The sequence below is a fragment of the Peptacetobacter sp. AB800 genome, from assembly GCF_047807365.1.
Lineage (GTDB): Bacteria > Bacillota > Clostridia > Peptostreptococcales > Peptostreptococcaceae > Peptacetobacter.
Map to the genome: position 1 here is coordinate 1 of NZ_JBLOUI010000045.1, position 18,267 is coordinate 18,267.

18 protein-coding genes are annotated in these 18,267 nt (G+C 30.5%); 7 read left to right on the plus strand and 11 right to left on the minus strand.

Features of this window, described 5'->3' with window-relative positions:
- The coding region (locus ACK2WN_RS10430; RefSeq protein WP_416155525.1) for an aminopeptidase at positions 1 to 1,283 on the minus strand (1,283 nt) is incomplete at its 3' end.
- A gap of 175 nt (positions 1,284 to 1,458) precedes the next feature.
- Positions 1,459 to 2,865: a peptide MFS transporter gene (locus ACK2WN_RS10435; protein WP_300530900.1), complete on the minus strand. Its 1,407-nt coding sequence runs from the start codon at positions 2,863 to 2,865 to the stop codon at positions 1,459 to 1,461.
- Between the two features lie 798 nt (positions 2,866 to 3,663).
- Between ACK2WN_RS10435 and zupT the strand changes: the two genes are divergently transcribed.
- A complete protein-coding gene (gene zupT, locus ACK2WN_RS10440) occupies positions 3,664 to 4,464 on the plus strand; it encodes a zinc transporter ZupT (RefSeq protein WP_300530897.1) in 801 nt (266 codons plus the stop codon).
- 66 nt (positions 4,465 to 4,530) lie between these two features.
- Here the strand turns inward: zupT and ACK2WN_RS10445 are convergent, their stop codons facing one another.
- Entirely contained in the window at positions 4,531 to 5,565 is a 1,035-nt protein-coding gene (locus ACK2WN_RS10445) for a TIGR00341 family protein (protein WP_416155526.1), read from the minus strand.
- Between the two features lie 228 nt (positions 5,566 to 5,793).
- On the opposite strand from ACK2WN_RS10445, the gene ACK2WN_RS10450 reads away from it, so the two are divergent.
- From ACK2WN_RS10450 to ACK2WN_RS10460, 3 genes are all read left to right on the plus strand, one after another.
- Positions 5,794 to 6,006 carry a FeoA family protein gene (locus ACK2WN_RS10450; protein ID WP_300530890.1) on the plus strand — a complete coding sequence of 71 codons (213 nt, stop codon included), beginning with the start codon at positions 5,794 to 5,796 and terminating at the stop codon, positions 6,004 to 6,006.
- 124 nt (positions 6,007 to 6,130) lie between these two features.
- Positions 6,131 to 8,137, plus strand: coding sequence for a ferrous iron transporter B (gene feoB, locus ACK2WN_RS10455; RefSeq protein WP_416155527.1), 2,007 nt, complete (start codon positions 6,131 to 6,133; stop codon positions 8,135 to 8,137).
- A gap of 66 nt (positions 8,138 to 8,203) precedes the next feature.
- Positions 8,204 to 8,392: a FeoB-associated Cys-rich membrane protein gene (locus tag ACK2WN_RS10460; RefSeq protein ID WP_329999541.1), complete on the plus strand. Its 189-nt coding sequence runs from the start codon at positions 8,204 to 8,206 to the stop codon at positions 8,390 to 8,392.
- A gap of 130 nt (positions 8,393 to 8,522) precedes the next feature.
- On the opposite strand, the gene ACK2WN_RS10465 is transcribed toward ACK2WN_RS10460, so the two are convergent.
- Entirely contained in the window at positions 8,523 to 10,652 is a 2,130-nt protein-coding gene (locus ACK2WN_RS10465) for a cell wall-binding repeat-containing protein (RefSeq protein WP_416155528.1), read from the minus strand.
- A 315-nt stretch (positions 10,653 to 10,967) separates the two neighbouring features.
- On the opposite strand from ACK2WN_RS10465, the gene ACK2WN_RS10470 reads away from it, so the two are divergent.
- Entirely contained in the window at positions 10,968 to 11,429 is a 462-nt protein-coding gene (locus tag ACK2WN_RS10470; protein ID WP_300531168.1) for a hypothetical protein, read from the plus strand.
- Between the two features lie 93 nt (positions 11,430 to 11,522).
- On the opposite strand, the gene ACK2WN_RS10475 is transcribed toward ACK2WN_RS10470, so the two are convergent.
- From ACK2WN_RS10475 to ACK2WN_RS10485, 3 genes are all read right to left on the minus strand, one after another.
- Complete coding sequence (locus ACK2WN_RS10475; protein WP_300531171.1) at positions 11,523 to 11,765, minus strand: glutaredoxin domain-containing protein; 243 nt, start codon at positions 11,763 to 11,765, stop codon at positions 11,523 to 11,525.
- A 71-nt stretch (positions 11,766 to 11,836) separates the two neighbouring features.
- Entirely contained in the window at positions 11,837 to 13,069 is a 1,233-nt protein-coding gene (locus ACK2WN_RS10480) for a dicarboxylate/amino acid:cation symporter (protein WP_416155529.1), read from the minus strand.
- On the minus strand, positions 13,059 to 14,225 hold the full coding sequence (locus ACK2WN_RS10485; RefSeq protein ID WP_300531173.1) for a MalY/PatB family protein: 1,167 nt from the start codon (positions 14,223 to 14,225) through the stop codon (positions 13,059 to 13,061). Before ACK2WN_RS10485 ends, ACK2WN_RS10480 begins: the two co-directional genes overlap by 11 nt.
- 155 nt (positions 14,226 to 14,380) lie before the next feature.
- Here ACK2WN_RS10485 and ACK2WN_RS10490 point away from each other — a divergent pair, with 155 nt between their 5' ends.
- The gene (locus ACK2WN_RS10490) at positions 14,381 to 14,857 is read left to right on the plus strand and encodes a MarR family winged helix-turn-helix transcriptional regulator (protein ID WP_416155530.1); all 477 of its coding nucleotides are present in this window, start codon (positions 14,381 to 14,383) and stop codon (positions 14,855 to 14,857) included.
- A gap of 111 nt (positions 14,858 to 14,968) precedes the next feature.
- Here the strand turns inward: ACK2WN_RS10490 and ACK2WN_RS10495 are convergent, their stop codons facing one another.
- Positions 14,969 to 15,742, minus strand: coding sequence for an SDR family oxidoreductase (locus tag ACK2WN_RS10495; protein ID WP_416155531.1), 774 nt, complete (start codon positions 15,740 to 15,742; stop codon positions 14,969 to 14,971).
- A 144-nt stretch (positions 15,743 to 15,886) separates the two neighbouring features.
- Here ACK2WN_RS10495 and ACK2WN_RS10500 point away from each other — a divergent pair, with 144 nt between their 5' ends.
- Positions 15,887 to 16,489: a hypothetical protein gene (locus ACK2WN_RS10500; protein ID WP_416155532.1), complete on the plus strand. Its 603-nt coding sequence runs from the start codon at positions 15,887 to 15,889 to the stop codon at positions 16,487 to 16,489.
- A 170-nt stretch (positions 16,490 to 16,659) separates the two neighbouring features.
- Here the strand turns inward: ACK2WN_RS10500 and ACK2WN_RS10505 are convergent, their stop codons facing one another.
- The 3 genes from ACK2WN_RS10505 to ACK2WN_RS10515 all read right to left on the minus strand — a co-directional run bounded on the left by ACK2WN_RS10505 (position 16,660) and on the right by ACK2WN_RS10515 (position 18,120).
- Positions 16,660 to 16,998, minus strand: coding sequence for a type II CAAX prenyl endopeptidase Rce1 family protein (locus ACK2WN_RS10505; protein ID WP_416155533.1), 339 nt, complete (start codon positions 16,996 to 16,998; stop codon positions 16,660 to 16,662).
- Positions 16,999 to 17,306: 308 nt separating this feature from the next.
- On the minus strand, positions 17,307 to 17,726 hold the full coding sequence (locus ACK2WN_RS10510) for a nuclear transport factor 2 family protein (RefSeq protein WP_416155534.1): 420 nt from the start codon (positions 17,724 to 17,726) through the stop codon (positions 17,307 to 17,309).
- Positions 17,727 to 17,742: 16 nt separating this feature from the next.
- Entirely contained in the window at positions 17,743 to 18,120 is a 378-nt protein-coding gene (locus tag ACK2WN_RS10515; RefSeq protein ID WP_416155535.1) for a hypothetical protein, read from the minus strand.
- Positions 18,121 to 18,267: the final 147 nt, after the last annotated feature.

Genomic DNA, 18,267 nt, shown 5'->3' on the forward strand with positions numbered 1-18,267 from the left:
ATTACCTGCATTCCGTAGTTAGCCATTATGTATGCGATTGTTCCACCGCCACCAGCGTCTACTTTACCCATTTCAACCATCTGGTATTCTACATCTGCTTCGTCCATTATTCTTCTTAATTCTGCTACATATTCAGCATTTGCATCATTTGATCCATTTTTACCTCTAGCACCTGTGTGTTTGTTGAATGTTATACCATTTCCAAAGAATGCTGAGCTTCTTTTTTCAAATACAGAAGCAAATAGTGGATCATAGCAAGCACTTACGTCAGATGATAACATTTTTGAGTTCTGAAGAGCTCTTCTTACTTTTACATTTGAATCTCCTTCAGTTAATGCAACAAGTTCTGCTACCATATTTTCGAAGTATCTTGACTGCATTCCTGTAGCACCCATACTTCCTATTTCTTCTTTATCTACAAGTAGGCAGCAAGAAGTTCTTTCTGGATTTTCAACTTCTAACATAGCGAATAATGATGGGAATGAGCATATTCTATCATCGTGTCCGTATGCAAGTATCATACTTCTATCTAGTCCGCAATCTCTAGCTTTTCCTGCTGGAACTATTTCTAATTCTGCAGACTGGAAATCTTCTTCTTCCATTCCGTATTTTTCGCATAATATTTTTAATACGTTAGCTTTTACTGCATCTTTTTCATCTTCTTTTAATTCAGTTTCAGCTAATGGTCTACTAGCTATTAGAAGGTCTAAGTTTTCTCCTTCTATAACTACAGATGCTTTCTTTTCTAACTGAGCTGCACCTAAGTGAACTAATAAATCAGTTATTACGAATACTGGATCTGTTGGGTCTTCACCTATATTAACGTTAACTACTGATCCGTCTTTTTTTGCTACTACACCATGAAGTGATAATGGAGTTGTTACCCACTGATATTTTTTTATACCACCATAGTAGTGAGTATCTAGGTATCCTAATCCATCAGTTTCATATAAAGGATTCCGTTTTACATCTATACGTGGAGAATCTATATGTGCTCCTAGTATATTCATACCATGAGATATAGGTTCTTTACCTATCTGGAATAATGCTAGTGATTTTTTCATGCATTCTGCATAAATTTTATCTCCTGCTTTTAATTCTTTACCTTCAGCTATTACATCTTTGATGTTTCTGTATCCTGCTTCTTCTGCCATTCTTACTGATAAAGTAACACATTCTCTTTCTGTTTTACCTTCATCTAAGCATTTTTTGTACTTTTCGTTTACTGCTTCTAATTCTTCTAGCTGGCAAGCATTGTATTTTGTCCAAAGATTTTTTGCCATTTTTAAATCTCCTTCTTTCCTCTATATTATTTATTTTCAAGATATATTATAAATAAAGGTGTAACAATAATGCTACACCTTTTATCTTGCTTAAATTATATATACTCGCTAAGTGTAGTATATTTTATTATATATGTTTTCTTTTCTGTTATTTTATATTTAAAATATTTAAATCTTAAGCTTCTTCAAATTCATCAAGAGCCATTAATTTAACTATACCTTTTCTCATTACTAATAGCATTAATGCAAATACTATAAGAACTGCTGATATAGAACCAAATATCTGAACATATCCCATAGTTGAAGTAAGTCCACCTAATTTACCAGATATTAAGTTTGCAAAACAGTTACTTAAATACCAAGCACCCATTGCTAATGAACCATATCTTACTGGAGCTAGTTTGTTGAACATCGCTAATCCTATTGGAGATATACAAAGTTCTCCTATTGTTAATGCTAAGTAAGCAACTAATACGAACATTAAGCTCATTTTTCTAGATCCATCTACTACACCACCAATACTATTTATACCTATTATAAGTATTACGAATGCTGCAGCTGTAAATAACATACCTAAAGCCATTTTTGTTGGTATAGATAAGTCTCCTCTTTTACTCTGACCTAATTTTAACCAGAATTTAGCCATTAAAGGAGCAAATATAACACAAAGAATAGAGTTGTAAGCAACTAGCCAAGGAACTGGTATTGTGAAGCTTCCGAAATCTCTCTGAACTAAGTCATTCATTAGTATAGAGAATGAAGTCTGAGTCTGGAACCAAGCTGACCAGAATAATACAACGAATACGAATAATATTACCATAGATAATATTCTTTTCTTTTCAGTCTGAGTTAAAGGCTGATGTTCAGCAACTTCTTTTTGACCAGATTCTTTTGCTGCCTGAGCTCCTCTTTTACCATTAACTGGGTATTTACCTATATCTCCTAATAATTTAGGAGCAGTCATGTATATGAATATAGATACAGCTACCATTAATATACCGTTCATTAAGAATACATATTTATATCCAAATGACACTATTTCACCTGTAGCTGCTATTTCTGCAAACCACTGATCTGCTATAAGACCAGATATTATTGGTCCGAAGAAAGCACCTATATTTATAGCCATGTAGTATAATGCGAAAGCCGCATCTTTTCTAGTGAACTCAGTAGGTCCATAAAGAGAACCAACAAGTGCACCTATCTGTCCTTTAAAGAACATACCAGCTACTATAAGAACTATAAGTCCTGCCCATATACCAGCTACTGTTGGTGGGGCAAAAAACATAACGAAGAATGCAAGACCATTTAAGAATGTTCCTAGAATTAATGATTTCTGGATTCCTAAGAAGTTATCTGTTATCCATCCTCCAAATATTGATCCCATGTAGTTTATTGCTGTATAAAGACCTATTATTGATGATGCCTTAGCTACACTAAGACCTAGACCGTTCTGCGCAACATCTGCAGTCATGAAAAGTATGAAAATAGATGAAAACGCGTATCCACAGTGGCACTGTACACCTGTTGCTATATTAGCAAGCCACAGCCCCTTTGGATGTTTCTGTTTTTCTGTTGACATAAAAATCCTCCATTAATATTATATATTTCCAATCACCTCAGTGATTATCGACAAAAGAATATTTCTTCGTGATTTTATGCCATCCGCTTAATTGGGACTCAAATCTCCCACATTCAAGTCCCAACTATTCCATATAAATATTATAAAATCACCCTATTTTTCCACTCACAAATCCCTAAATTTATGATGTCAAGAAGTTAACATAAAATATCGTTTTCATTCTGTCCGATTTTCCGTATTCATTATTATCTAAATTAAAATGCCTTTTATAAAAACTTTTGTAATATTATGTTTTCTCCCTGATAATTTAAATGCTATCATTTATCCAATATACTTGTCTATATAATTTAACATTTCTAAGATAGAAGTTTATTATTGTTTATCTATTATCAATACAAAAAATATATTAATCGTCATAAAATTTTCCGATTTCTATAATTATCTGCAAATTTATAAATTTTTTCTAATTTTTATTTATAAATTATCCTCAAATCATACACATCTAGCAACCTACAACTTCATACAAGTGTTTTCAGTTGTTTCATTGTTTTTTTATTAAATTTTATTTTTTTCATTCAAAAAAGTTTTTTAGTTCAATCAAAAAAAGAATATCCTACTCCAATCTTCTATAAGCAATTGACGATTTATTATTCATTTTTAACTATATAATTTTTTGATTAATCGGTAAAAACTTTTCATTTTATCTTCATATCTTGACAAAAAAAGTTGCTCATATTATTTTATAATTAATATTCACTATCACTTATCAAATAATATTTGTATTCTAGGAGGTTAATTATGAACAATGTATTGATTGCTTTTGGATTTACACTAATTGCTGGACTCAGCACTTCTATAGGAAGTATGATAGCTTTTCTTACAAAAAGCACAAATAAAAAATTTCTTTCTGTAAGTTTAGGTTTTTCAGCAGGTGTAATGGTTTATGTATCTATGATAGAAATTTTTCCCGAGGCTCAAGAATCTATTGCCTCTGTATTAGGTGAAAGAATGGGGTCTATTATAACTGTTATTGCATTCTTTGCTGGAATGTTTGTAATAGCTATAATAGATAAATTAATTCCCTCTGAAGAAAATCCACACGAATTAAAATTAGTTGAGGATTTAGAGAATAAATCGAATAATAATTCAAAACTTTTACGTACTGGTTTATTTACAGCATTAGCTATTGCTCTACACAACTTTCCTGAGGGATTAGCGACATTTGTATCAGCGCTAGAAGATCCTGCTTTAGCTCTACCAATAGTTTTTGCAATAGCTATACATAATATTCCAGAAGGTATTTCTGTTTCTATTCCAATCTACCACGCAACAGGCTCAAAGAAAAAAGCATTCCTATATTCTTTTATATCAGGACTTGCTGAGCCTATAGGTGCTTTAGTTGGTTGGTTAATCCTAATGCCTTTTATGAACGACACAGTATTTGGAATAATCTTTGCATCAGTTGCAGGAATAATGGTATTTATATCATTTGATGAACTACTTCCAGCAGCTAGAGAATACGGTGAACACCACCTTTCAATCTACGGATTAATTTCTGGAATGATGCTTATGGCGGTTAGTCTTTTACTTTTCGTATAAAATTAAATACTAAAAACAAAAAAGAGCTACGTACAACTTTTACCGTTATACTAGCTCTTTTTATATTTATTCTCCTCGCACAATGAATTGAATCTTATCAAATTTTGTTTCTACATCTATAAATTCTTTTATTTTATCCTTTTTCTCTGTTGAAATATCCTTGCTAAGATATACAATTATATTCATATTTTCATGCTGCTTTTCTTCCTTAGAATCCCATTCCTTTAAATACCCAGCACTAATATCTGAAACCTCGGGATATATTACACTTAACTGTTCACTTAATTTTCCAACATCCAAAGAAATTCCACTTATTCCTATTGGCTCAGTTGTATCTTTCTTTTCTTTTTCAACCATCTTCATGGCAAAAATCAAACTAGGAATTATTATTATAGTAGTGTTTCTTATAAGGACTGCTCTAAATTTCTTTTTCCGCTCATCATTTCTTTCTGTCTTCTGTGGAACTTTCATAATTAAAAGTCCTATTATTGTAGCTAAACAAATAAAATAAGTATTTATTATAAATAGATAAAGCGCACCAGCAAAATATTTAAACGATTTTATAGCAATCCCATATCCCGCAGTACAAAGTGGTGGCATAAGTGCTGTAGCTATTGCAACACCTGGTATTACATTTGATTTTTCTTTTCTTGTAAATCCTATTATCCCAGCAAATCCACCAAAAACAGCTATTAAAACATCCCATATTGTAGGTGTAGTTCTAGCTAATAACTCTGGTGATGCTGTTGTTATTGGACTAATTGTAAAGTATATTGCAGAAGTTATAAGGCAGACAATAACCTGAAATATAAGTCCTATTATAGAATCCTCTGTTTCATCTATATCTCCTGTCGCAATTCCGTATCCTATAGCCATTATTGTACCCATAAGTGGAGATATAAGCATTGCTCCTATTATAACCGCTGTCGAGTTCATATTAAGACCGATTGACGCTATAAATATCGCAAATATCATTATACAAAGATTAGTACCTCTAACTTTTCCACCGCTTACTATTCTCTCATGTATCTCGTCGTATGAAGCTGTATCTCCATGAATACTAAATGCCAACTTCAATACATGCTTTATATGTTCTTTCATATCTTAAATATCACCTCTTGTTGAAAATTCATCCTTTTATTATATTATCTTTTGCAAAAAATAGTCAAGTTTTCTATTTTTCCTACATTTTTATCATGTAAACAGCTTTTTTACTATTTGATAAATTTTATCATTTTCAAATGATTTCTTTTTTCTTATTTCTATTGACATTGATTCTCATTACTGTTATTTTGTTATTGTAGAATTTTTACTGAGGAGGAAATTATTATGGACTTAACAAAAGCTCAGTTAGAGCAAGAATATACAATAAAAGATATACAGACAGATGATGAAGAACTTAATGCATTTTTATTCTCTCTTGGATGCTACAGCGGAGAAAGTATAACTGTGGTTTCTAAGTTTGGAAAAAGCTATGTAGTTTCTGTAAAAGATGGTCGTTACAATATAGATACAAATCTGGCAAAGGCAATTTTAATATAATTGAAATTATTTCTGATTTAATCAAAGATACTTTTAATATAACTATTTAGGCAGTAATGAAATCATAAAATATATTTTTAATGGAATTGATTTTAATCGCAGTAAAAGAAGGAGGAATTATAAGATGAGGATAGCTTTAGCAGGAAATCCAAATAGTGGTAAAACCACTATGTACAATTTATTAACAGGAAGCAACGAGCACGTTGGAAACTGGGCTGGGGTTACGGTAGATAAAAGAGAAAGCTCTCTTAAAAAGAACTACTGTGCTACAGCAATTGAAGAGGTTGTCGCAGTTGACTTACCAGGAGCATATTCAATGTCTCCATTCACATCAGAAGAAAGTATCACAAGTGGATATGTAAAACATGAAAACCCAGACGCAATCATAAATATAGTTGATGCAACTAATCTTAGTCGTAGTTTATTCTTCACTACTCAGCTTCTTGAACTTGGAATACCAGTTGTAGTAGCTTTAAACAAAAGTGATATAACAGATAAAAAAGAAACTAAAATAGACGTAGCAAAATTATCTGAAGCCCTTGGTTGCCCAGTAGTCGCTACTGTTTCAACTAATGAAAGAGGAATAGCAGAAGTGGCTGCAAAAGCTATCGAAGCAAAAGGAAAAAAACAGGTTGCTCCTTATCATCAGGGAGAAATAAACCTTCATGATAAAAATGAAGTTGAAAAAGCTGATAGAAAAAGATTTGAATTTGTAAATAAAATAGTTAGTCAGGTTGAAACTCGTAAAGTATTAACAAAAACTAGAAATACTCAGGATAAAATAGACGCAGTTTTAGCTAATAAATGGCTTGGTATACCAATATTTGCCGTTGTTATGTGGCTAGTATTTGATATATCTCAGTCAAAACTTGGACCTTTCCTAGCAGATATACTTGTTGGTTGGATAGAAACATTCCAGGGATATGTAGCTGAAATGGTATCAAATGCATCTCCATTCCTACAGTCACTTCTTGTAGACGGTATCATAGGTGGTGTTGGAGCCGTTGTGGGATTCTTACCACTAGTAATGGTTATGTATTTCTTAATAGCACTTCTTGAAGATTGTGGATATATGGCTCGTGTCAGCGTTGTTATGGATCCAATATTTAAAAGAGTTGGACTTTCAGGAAAATCTATAATACCAATGGTTATAGGTACTGGTTGTGCAATACCTGGTGTTATGGCTTGTCGTACAATAAAAAATGAAAGAGAAAGAAGAACTACTGCGATGCTTACACCATTTATGCCATGTGGTGCTAAACTTCCAGTAATAGCTTTATTTGCAGGTGCATTCTTCAGTGATGCTTCTTGGGTTGGTACATTAATGTACTTTGTAGGAATACTTTTAATAGTACTTAGTTCTCTACTTATATTAAAAATAACTGGTCATAAATATAGAAAATCATTCTTTATAATGGAATTACCAGAATATAAAATACCTAGCTTAAAAAGAGCTGTAATATCTATGTTCTCAAGAGCAAAAGCTTACATAATAAAAGCTGGTACAATAATACTTGTTTGTAATGCCGCAGTTCAGATAATGCAGTCATTCAACTGGCAGTTACAGTTAGTTCCAGAAGGTATGGAACATACTTCAATACTAGCTTCAATAGCTTCTCCATTTGCAGTATTATTAATACCTTTAGGATTTGGAGCTTGGCAGTTAGCAGCTGCAGCTATAACAGGATTTATAGCTAAAGAAAATGTCGTAGGTACAATAGCTGTAGTTTACGGATTAACTAACTTCATAAATGTAGACGATCTTGTTTTAACAGGTGGAGCTAATACAGTTGCAACAACTATGGGACTTACTTCAGTTGCAGCTCTAGCATATCTAATGTTCAACCTTTATACACCACCTTGCTTTGCTGCAATAGGTGCAATGAACTCAGAAATAAAAGATAAAAAATGGCTACTTGGTGGAGTTGGACTTCAGTTCGCTGCAGGTTATACAGTTGCATTCCTTGTTTACCAGATAGGAACACTTATAACTACTGGTTCAGTTGGACAGGGATTCTTACCAGGGCTTGTTGTAGTACTTGCAATAGCAGCATTTATAATAAGACTTATTGTAAAAGAAAATAAGAGATTCGATGAAGAATACTCTTTAGGAAATAAATCAATAGCTTAATTTATAAGATATATTAACTTTAAATTATCTAGAATTTAGTTTAAATTTTGAAAGGAGGAGGTATTTATGGCTAACATAGTAGTAATCTTAATACTTCTAGCTATTATAGGAGGTGCAACATTTTATATAGTTAAAGCTAAAAAGAGCGGTGCAAAATGTATAGGTTGTCCATCTGCAAAAACTTGCTCCTCTTGCAAAGGTGCAGCAGACTCAGATTCAAATGGCTCTTGCTGTAGTTGTGGTTGCCACAAATAACTTAAAATATACAAAATAATATATATCATATATCCCCCAAAATATGCTATATAATGCCTATTCGCACTAACTGGGCAAAATAATAAACCCCTTAGGATAAAATTCTTAAGGGGTTTACTTTATTTTAACTTTATTCTACTACTTTATTATTCTCTGGAGTTTTTTCAGTTTGTTGATTTTCTGAATCTTTTATTAAATTTCCTAAGAAAACATTAGCTGAATCTGATTTTGTTTCAAGCATTTTTTCTACTGTTTCTTTTGAATTCTTTGTATAATTTAAAACTAACTTAGATCCATCATCTATTGCACAGTGAGAAAGCATATTACCATAATCTTCCACAGGACCTTCTATATTTAAAGTAGCATTTAAGCTTCTACATGCATAAAACATTAATTTCATATTTTTAACATTTTTTGTTTCTAAATTTTCTAGATTTACATCCCTTAAACTTTCACATGATGCAAACATACAAGACATATCAGTTACATTTGATGTCTTAAAATTACTTAAATCTAATTTACTTAGATTTAGGCAGCCTGAGAACATATAACTTGTATTTATTACACTATCTGTATCCAAATCAATTAAATCTATCTCTTTTAAATTTTTACAGTTTGTAAACATAGACATCATATTTTTTACTTTTTTAGTGTTTAAGTCATTTAAATTTATTTTAGTCAATCCATTGCAATCTCCAAACATATTCCCCATATCTATTACATTTTCTGTATTAAGCTTGCTCAAATCAACACCTTCTAAATTAACACAGTTTGCAAATATACTACTCATATTTGTTACATTTGATGTATCTAATTTATCTGTATTTATCTTTTCTAGACTACTACATCCATTAAATGCATATTGCATATTCACAACTTTTGAAGTGTCTAAATTGCTTATATCTACTTCTTTTATATTTTCAAAATCGTTCATAAAGTAATCACTTTCTGGATTTGCGTATATTGTTTTATTTGATGATATATATACTGTGTTGTCTTTTATATATGCAACAACTTCACCACTGTTATTTTCGTCTAATTTAACGTGATTTATTTTACTTATATCCTTTGGTATTCCTTTATTAAATACAATTCTATCAGCTTTTGGGAATCCTTTTAGCTTTCTCAATTCAGAGTTGAAATTTTCACCAGTCAATAAAGTATCACTTAAATTTGCTTCCTTACTTTTGTCTTGATTTTCTTTTTTATCTTCCTTTTTTTCATCTTTCTTTGAAGGTTTTTTCTTTTCAGGAACCTTATGTTCATTTTCAGATACATCCTTATTGTTTATTATTATCTTAGGCGAATTTGATACAATAAATCTTATATCCATAGGAAGTCCACCAAGCTGACTTGTATTTATATTCTCTAAAAGATCCAGATTTTCTGTTTTATTCACAAGAACAATTCCTTCATCTTTTGCAAAATACGCACCTGAAAGCGCATCTACAAGTGTTTCCCCATTACAGAATGATATAGACTTTCTGTCTTTGTAAAACTTATCTAAAACCATTCTATTTGTTTCGTATCTGTTTTTACCACCTATACGATTTGAATTTGTGCTCTGTTGGATACTATTTGAAACAGCATCTTTGCCACCTATTATACTGTAATCTACATTTTTTACACTATCAATACTTTCACTGTTGGGATTAGTTAAAATTATAGGACTTACATCTCTAGCTGAAACAGGAGCAATACTCATTGCATCAGCTTGCCCAGTATATCCATTTACTATGTACGCTTTCTTATAATTTCCAATATACTTAGCAATTTCTTTTGAAGTTTCTACTCTATCTTTTCCACCAATTCTTGTAATTTTTTTTCCTGAAAGTCTCTTTTCAAAATTTTTTGGTATGGCGCTATCTCCACCTATTAAAATTATATTTTTAGCTTTTTTTATAGTTTTTTCAGTAGTATTATCAATATTATCTGGATTTATCGGAACTATATCAGCCTTTAATTTCCCCGAAAGTGCTGCTGCCGATAAACCATCAGACATATTTTCAGATGCATTTACAAGAATTAATGTATCATTTCTTCCATGCTTTTCTAAAATTTTTGAACTAGTTTCGTATCTATTCTCGCCAATATATTTATAGTGATAATGATGATGCTTTGAAGGAATTTTTACTATTTCCATACCCTTTTCTTTTTTGTCTTCTAAATCTCTAATTGATTTAGCTTCAGAAGAAAAACCACTCATTGATAATATAATTGCTGCTATTGCAACTGCAGCTATACCTTTGTTCAAATTCAAAATATCTACCCCCTTAAAATGATTTATTGAATTTTAAACTGCTAAGCTTTTGAATTTAATTTTAATTAAAATTTAACCTTCCCAACAGTTTTTGAAAATACCCTTATTAAACATAATTAAACATATTTCTTTCAAAAAATTATTAATCACTAAATTTATAACCATTCTTACAATTATTCCCCTTATTTTATAGAATATTTTAAAATATATTTACATTTTTACTTTTCATTTAATTGTTGTAGTATAATGTATTCATATACTTTTAGATTTATAAATATCTTTTAAATTAATAAATATATATTGGAGATTTTTAAAATGAAAACACCTAAAAAATATTCTGATTTAGTAAATCAAAATAAAATAACAGAAGAAATACTCGGCGAAGTTATTTATTCCATAAATAAAAGGGCAAAGAACTGGCGAAATCAAAAGAGAAAATATAAAAACTATCTTTTAGATCAATATGATAGCTATGATAACGCTGTAGATAACGAGAAAAAATATTATAAAATGAAATCTGATATGTTAGAAAAATTTATGTATAAGTTGGTTAGGTATAAATTAGATGATTCTTTATATTATCTATATTATAAGATTGGTGGATATACATTTCATCAACCTATAGAAAAATCTGAATTGGAAAATTTTAAGGATTTAGATGTAGATGTTTTAGAGGATTTTGAAACTTTTGGAAGAGATGCTACTGAGCTTTTAAGTGTTCAGTTTTGTAAGAAAGTTTATGAGAAATTTATAGATAATAAATTAGAAATAGTATAAAAAAAGAGGTGATTACTATGACTAAAGATAACAATGATAATAAATAACCATAAAAAGCTATCGTAAGTTTCTACGATAGCTTTTTTATTATACTTATAATATTTCATCTATAGATAAAGTTACAACATCCTCTTTTACAAAACATGGTATTCCAATACCATTACATTCTTTCACACTTTCATAACAAGGCTTTGTATCACGTAAGCTTAGATATTCTTTTAAATTTTCTAAAGAGTCTAGTATATTTACATATTCAAATTCAACTCCTTTAGATTTTAAAGTTTCAAGTGCGTTTACTGTATCCTCACATAAATTTGATCCTATTACTTTTAACATACCCTTTTCTCCAATCATGCTATTTCAAAATTATAAAATATTAATATCTTTAACTAGTTTATTAGATTTTTCTAGTTCATCTTTTTAGTCAGCCATTCTTTTCCTTCAACTAAACGAGTAACCATCATACTTGCAATTGTATCTCCACTTGAGTTTAAACAAGTTGCCATTGGGTCAAATAAGAATCCAAGTGTAGCAATAAGTGGGAATGCTTCTGGCGGAAAACCAAACATTGATACTATTAACATTTCTCCAACAAGTCCACCACCTGGTGCTCCAGATAAAACAAATGCTGAACAAATTGCAACTACAATTGCCATTGCATAAGTTCCTATACCTGTGAATGGCATATTAAATGTTGCGAATAAGAAAGCTATCTTAGTAATTGAACTCAATACTGATCCATCCATATGCATTGTACATCCCATTGGTAAAACTATATCACTAACATCACTAGGCACTCCTATTTTTTCACAAGCTTCTTTATTTACTGGAAGTGTAGCTGCAGAACTTTGAGTTGCAAAAGCTGTAATTGCTGGAGTAAGTATATTCTGGAACATTTTTTTAACTGCAGGTACTCCTCCTGAGAAATATGCGTATATTGGGAAGAAAATTACTGCGTAAAGTATACATAATGGATAGTAAACTAACATACTTCTTCCATAATCTCCTAATAACTGTGGACCATACTCTGCTACTAAGTTTGCAAAGTAAGCACCTAGTCCTATTGGCGCAATCATCATAATAATTCCGACAAATTTCATAATTATATCATTTAAGTTTTTAAGTAATTTACCCATTGGACTTTCATCTGCTCCACACATTGATACACAAAATCCAAATATTATCGCGAATATAATTAATGGAAGCATATGAGATTTATCAAGAAGCTGATAAAAGTCAGTAACAGTTAACGTAGAAACTATCAACTCAGAAATTGATTTAACTTCCTCAACTTCACCTGCTCCTAGTTGAATTGCTGTTCCACTTGATGGACTAAATATATTTACCCATATTAGAACACATACTGCTGCGAAAAATCCTGTTACTAAAAAAGTTCCTATTGTACTTCCAAGTATTTTTCCTAGACGTTTCATATTTGTCATACTACCAACCGCAGTTGTAATTGAAACAAATACTAACGGTACTACAATTGTAAATAATAGATTCAAAAAGATTTCACCTAAAGGTTTCAACATCTTACCAACTTCTGGTGCAAACATACCGATTAATGATCCTACAATAATTCCACCTAATAGTAAAATAATTGAACCATACTGTTTCCAAAAGTTTTTATTTTTCATAATTATCCTCCACCGCTTCTTTTAATTGATTCATAGCTTTTTCTAATACTGATTTTGGACATGCCACATTTAATCTCATATATCCTTCAAGTTCTCTAGCAAAATCAGAACCATCATTTAATCCTAGATGTGCTTTATTAATCATAAATTCTTTTAACTCTTTCTGAGATAATCCTAATTCTCTACAATCTAACCAAATTAAATATGTAGCATCTGGATAACTTGGTTTAATCATAGGAATATTTTCTTTACAATAATTGTGAATATAGTCAATATTCTGACTTAAATAATCAAGTAACTGCTCTAGCCATTCTTCACCTTCATTTAATGCAGTTTCCATTGCAATTAAACTAAATGCATTATTTCTATGAATATCCATATTCATCCAATATTTATCAAATAGTTCTTTATGTTTTTTATCCTGGAAAATAACTGTACATGCCTGTAATCCTGCAAGATTAAATGTTTTTGTTACAGAAACACAAGTAATTACATTTGAATCTATTAGAGCTGTTGGTATATGTTTTTTATTATGGAAAACTAAGTCTGCATGAATTTCATCAGAAACAACTAGTACATTATTTTCTCTACAAATTTTAAGCATTTTTTCAAGTTCTTCTTTAGTCCATACAATTCCTAATGGATTGTGAGGACTGCAAAGTATAAATAGCGATGCTTCTTTAACCTTTTCTTCAAAGTCATCCCAATCAACTTCCCATTTACCATCTTTTTCTATCATTCTATTTTCTATAACTTGTCTATGCCAAGCTTCTGTTACATCATAAAATTCTGGATATACTGGAGTTTGAATTAATACTTTACTATCCTCTGGAGTAAATGATTTAACTATTGCACTTAATGCAGGAACAACACCTAAACAAAAGCTCATTAAACTTGTATCTGGTGTCCAATTATGTCTACGTGTTTGCCAATTTGCATAAGCTTCAAAATAAGAATCACCTCTTGAAGTATATCCCCATATTCCTTCCTGTGCTCTACTTGTCAATGCATCTATAATCGGTTGAGCTGTTTTAAAATCCATATCTGCAATCCATAGCGGGATTACATTATCTGTTCCAAATTTTTTTATTCTTTCATCGTATTTTGCAGCGTGAGTGTTTGAACGATCAACAACTGCATCAAAATTGTACTTCATAATTATTTCCTCCTTAGTTGTTTAGGTCCTATACTATTTGACTATATGATAGCGCTTCCACAGATGAATGTCAACACTTTTTTGTTTAGGTCCTATACTATTCAAAAAATATTTATTTTATGCTAATATATATACAGTCAATAGGAGGATGTATAATGGAACAGAATATAAATAAACTCTACAAAGAATTAAATAAGAAACACGATTTAGTCTATCAGTTCACAATTCTTTACTATAACTATATTTTAGATAAACACGATTATGGTACAGGAGAGGAGATTTCCATGATGGAAGCTCATACGACAACTTTCATTGAGGAAAATCCAGGTACAACAGTTAGTGAAGTTGCAAATTATTGGAATAAGACAAAAGGAGCCGTGTCACAGACAGTTAAAAGTTTGATTGGAAAAGGATATATAAAAAAAGAACAATCTGAAAAAGATCGTAAAGTCTATAATCTATATGTTACTGAAAAGGGAAATTATTTATCTCAAGCCCACAAACTATATGATACAAAAGATATAACAAAAACTTATAATCAACTTTTAGAAACTTGCTCAAAAGAAGATATCGACAGTTTCTACAAAGTTTTAGAACGGTATATTGGATGTATAAAAAATAATTTTGAATAAAAATATATCTGTAGACTATAACGTTAAAATAATATATCTTTAAGTAAAATTTTGTTGGTTTATATTAATTGAAAAAGCTATCGTAAATTTCTACGATAGCTTTTTTATTATCTATTTTCCTAGAAATCCTCCATCAACAGGAATTATCGCTCCACTTACATAATCAGATGCACTACTTGCTAAGAAAATCGCCGCTCCCTGTAGATCCTCAGGTTTACCCCAACGATGCATAGGAATTCTGCTAGTTACTTCTTCATATTGTTTTGGATTATAGCTCTTCATGTTTGCAGTTAAGTCTGTTTCCATATACCCTGGAGCTATTGCATTTACTTGCACTCCACGAGATGACCATTCATTTGAAAAAGCCTTTGTAAGCTGCATAACAGCACCTTTTGTTGCAGTGTATGCAGGTATAGATTCGCTTCCGATAAATGATGTCAATGAAGCTATATTTATTATCTTTCCACTTCCCTGTTCTAGCATCACTCTTCCTGCAAGCTGAGAAATTTTGAATAAAGAGCTTAGATTTACATTTATAATTTTGTCCCACATTTCGACAGGAAAATCCTCAGCCTTGCAGCGATGTTGCATTCCTGCACAGTTTACAAGTACGTCTAGTCTATTGTCTAAAAGTTCTATGACTTCATCAAAAGCAGGTGCTATGTTTTCTGCGTTATCTAGGTTAAGCACAACACCATGAACTATCCCACCAGTAGAGTTTTTAAGTTTTTCAACAGATTCGAATACTTTTTCTGATGTTCCAGTTATCACTACCTCTGCTCCAGCTTTTAGAAATCCTTCTGCCATACCATAGCCAAGACCTCTACTTCCACCAGTGACAAGTATTTTTTTGCCAGTTATATCAAAAATATTAAAATTATTCATATCTATTCCCCCTATTTTTTTAAATATTTTTTAAGAACCTATTTAATTGTACACCTAATCATTGAATTTTTTCTATATTAGTATAATAATTTTCTCTTTTGTTAATGATATAGTTGTAAAACTATTTAGAAATGGAGTGATTATATGAGAACACCAAAAAGTTATTCTAATCTTGTTAATAGTAATAAAATAACTTTAGAAATTTTAGGTGAAGTTCTCTATTCTATCAATAAGAGAGCTAAAAACTGGAGGGATCAAAAGAGGAGGTATAAGTATTATGATAAATATGACTATTACGGAACTGCTCTAGAAAACGAAGAAAAATACTATAAAATGAAATCTGATATTTTAGAAAAACTAGAACCTATAGTGATTCATAAAGAAATAAGATTCAACTCAGAGCGCAAAAGAATCTATAATACTGATGATAAATATGATAAAATAGATCCTTCAATTGTAATAAAGAAAGGTCGAAAAAAGAATAAAAAAACTGGTGAAGTGAAGAAGTTCAAGGTTATCAAGAATAAAATTGATGTATCCGTCTACTACTTGTATTATGAAGTCGGTAAATACACATTTCATCAACCAATAAATAAAACAGAGCTTAAAAAATATAATCATCTTGAGATATGCGATTTATATGATTTAATTACATATGGAAAAGATATAAATGAATTGCTTAGTACTCAGTTTTGCAAGAAAGTTTATGAAAAATTAATGGATGGAAGCTTAGAAATTATAGATTAGATTTGTAAATAGAAAAGGCAAGATAGTAATTAGCTAAATTATAGCTATTATCTTGCCTTTTCTTATCCATTATAATCAAAAGGCCTGACTTGGTCCGCATTGTTAAGAGGCGTGTCAGGTACTGTTAATCATAATATTAATTTACTTGTTATATTTTGTCAAATTTATTATCAAATCAAAAACATAAATACAACTATTGGAGAAATTATATTTACAGCTGCGTGAATTATCCAGCCATAGATTATACTTCCATCTGCTTTATTTCTAGAAAGCCATCCAAGTGCGTATCCAATTCCACCTGTAAGAAGAAAAATTATCACCATTGGCAAAATTCCCTTTCCTACAACAGAAACTATATGTATACCACCAAAAATTATCGCTTGAATAACATTTCCACCATTTCCCAGTTTTTCAAATAATCTATTACCTAAAAATCCTCTAAAAAATATTTCCTCAGATAGTGATGTTTGTACAACTGCCCAGATTAATATAACTAATATTGTCTGCATACTCCAACCATATTGTTTATATGCATCAACTGTAAACCCTGTATATGTCAAACTATTTGTGTTGTAAAGATAGAGATATGGCAATATTATTATAACTAAAAAAGAGATAAATATTATCGCCATGTATTTAAACACATTATTTTCAGTAGTCTTAAATCCAATCCAATAAAAAAATCCCTTTACTCTCTTTTCTTTAACAAGATAAAATATAAACGGAATAGCTATCAATATAACTACTTAAAGGATTGCACTTATCAACTGGTTTATCAAAATCATACATATCACCACCTATTTAGAATAATTTAAACTTAGAACCAATTTATATTTTCATTTCTAAACTTAGGCTCATCGCTATTTTGATATGGATTGTAATTATTAATATTACAACCAAATTCTTTTAACGATTTAATTTTATTATCTCTTGTCCATTCTATTAATGAAATACCATCAAATTCTTCAATTACTCCATTGTTCATCTCATTTTTAAAATACCATTCTACAATAGTTTGATTTTCTTTATGGAAAAATTGGTTGATTTTCCAAACAATAACCTTTCCCCTAGTATTCCATTCATCAAACCAGTGTTTTACTGTTTCAATATTTTCATATTTAGGCCCCCAGCTTTCAGTATAAATAACATCTTCAGCAAAAATTTTATTAATTCCATAATCTTTCTGCTTAATCCACATATCAAACCACAAGCTAATTAATTTTTCTCTTTCATGCATAAATTAAGCATCTCCTTTATCTTTCAATTGCCATCTTCGCTAATCTAGCATCTCCCCAAGGAGTCTTTATCATAGCATCTCCATCAATAATTCCCGCTCTAACAATTGTAACCACCTCATCAGAATTAGATAGCTTAACTCCATTGATTTCAACATTTTCTGCAAACTCATCATAAGTATCATATCTAGCATTATTAAAGACAAAATATATATTTTCTTGTCTTTCCTCGCTATTCGGAGTTAATACAGATCCCATAGTGTACATATCGTCATCTAACATAAATTCTATCAAGCAAAATGCAATTCCATCGTCATAATCTGATTTTATAATCGAAAATATGTCCTTTAACTTTATATCAAGTGTTTTCTTCTCTTTTTTCTTAGACCAAAACATACATATTCCTCCATAAATTTATATTTATTTTTTGTTCCTTGAATTTATAATCTAAGTGCAACAAAAAAAAGAACTCATATCATTTTCTTGGTATAATATTCATGCCAACAAAAATTAAAACCAAGGAGAAAATGATATGAGTCTATA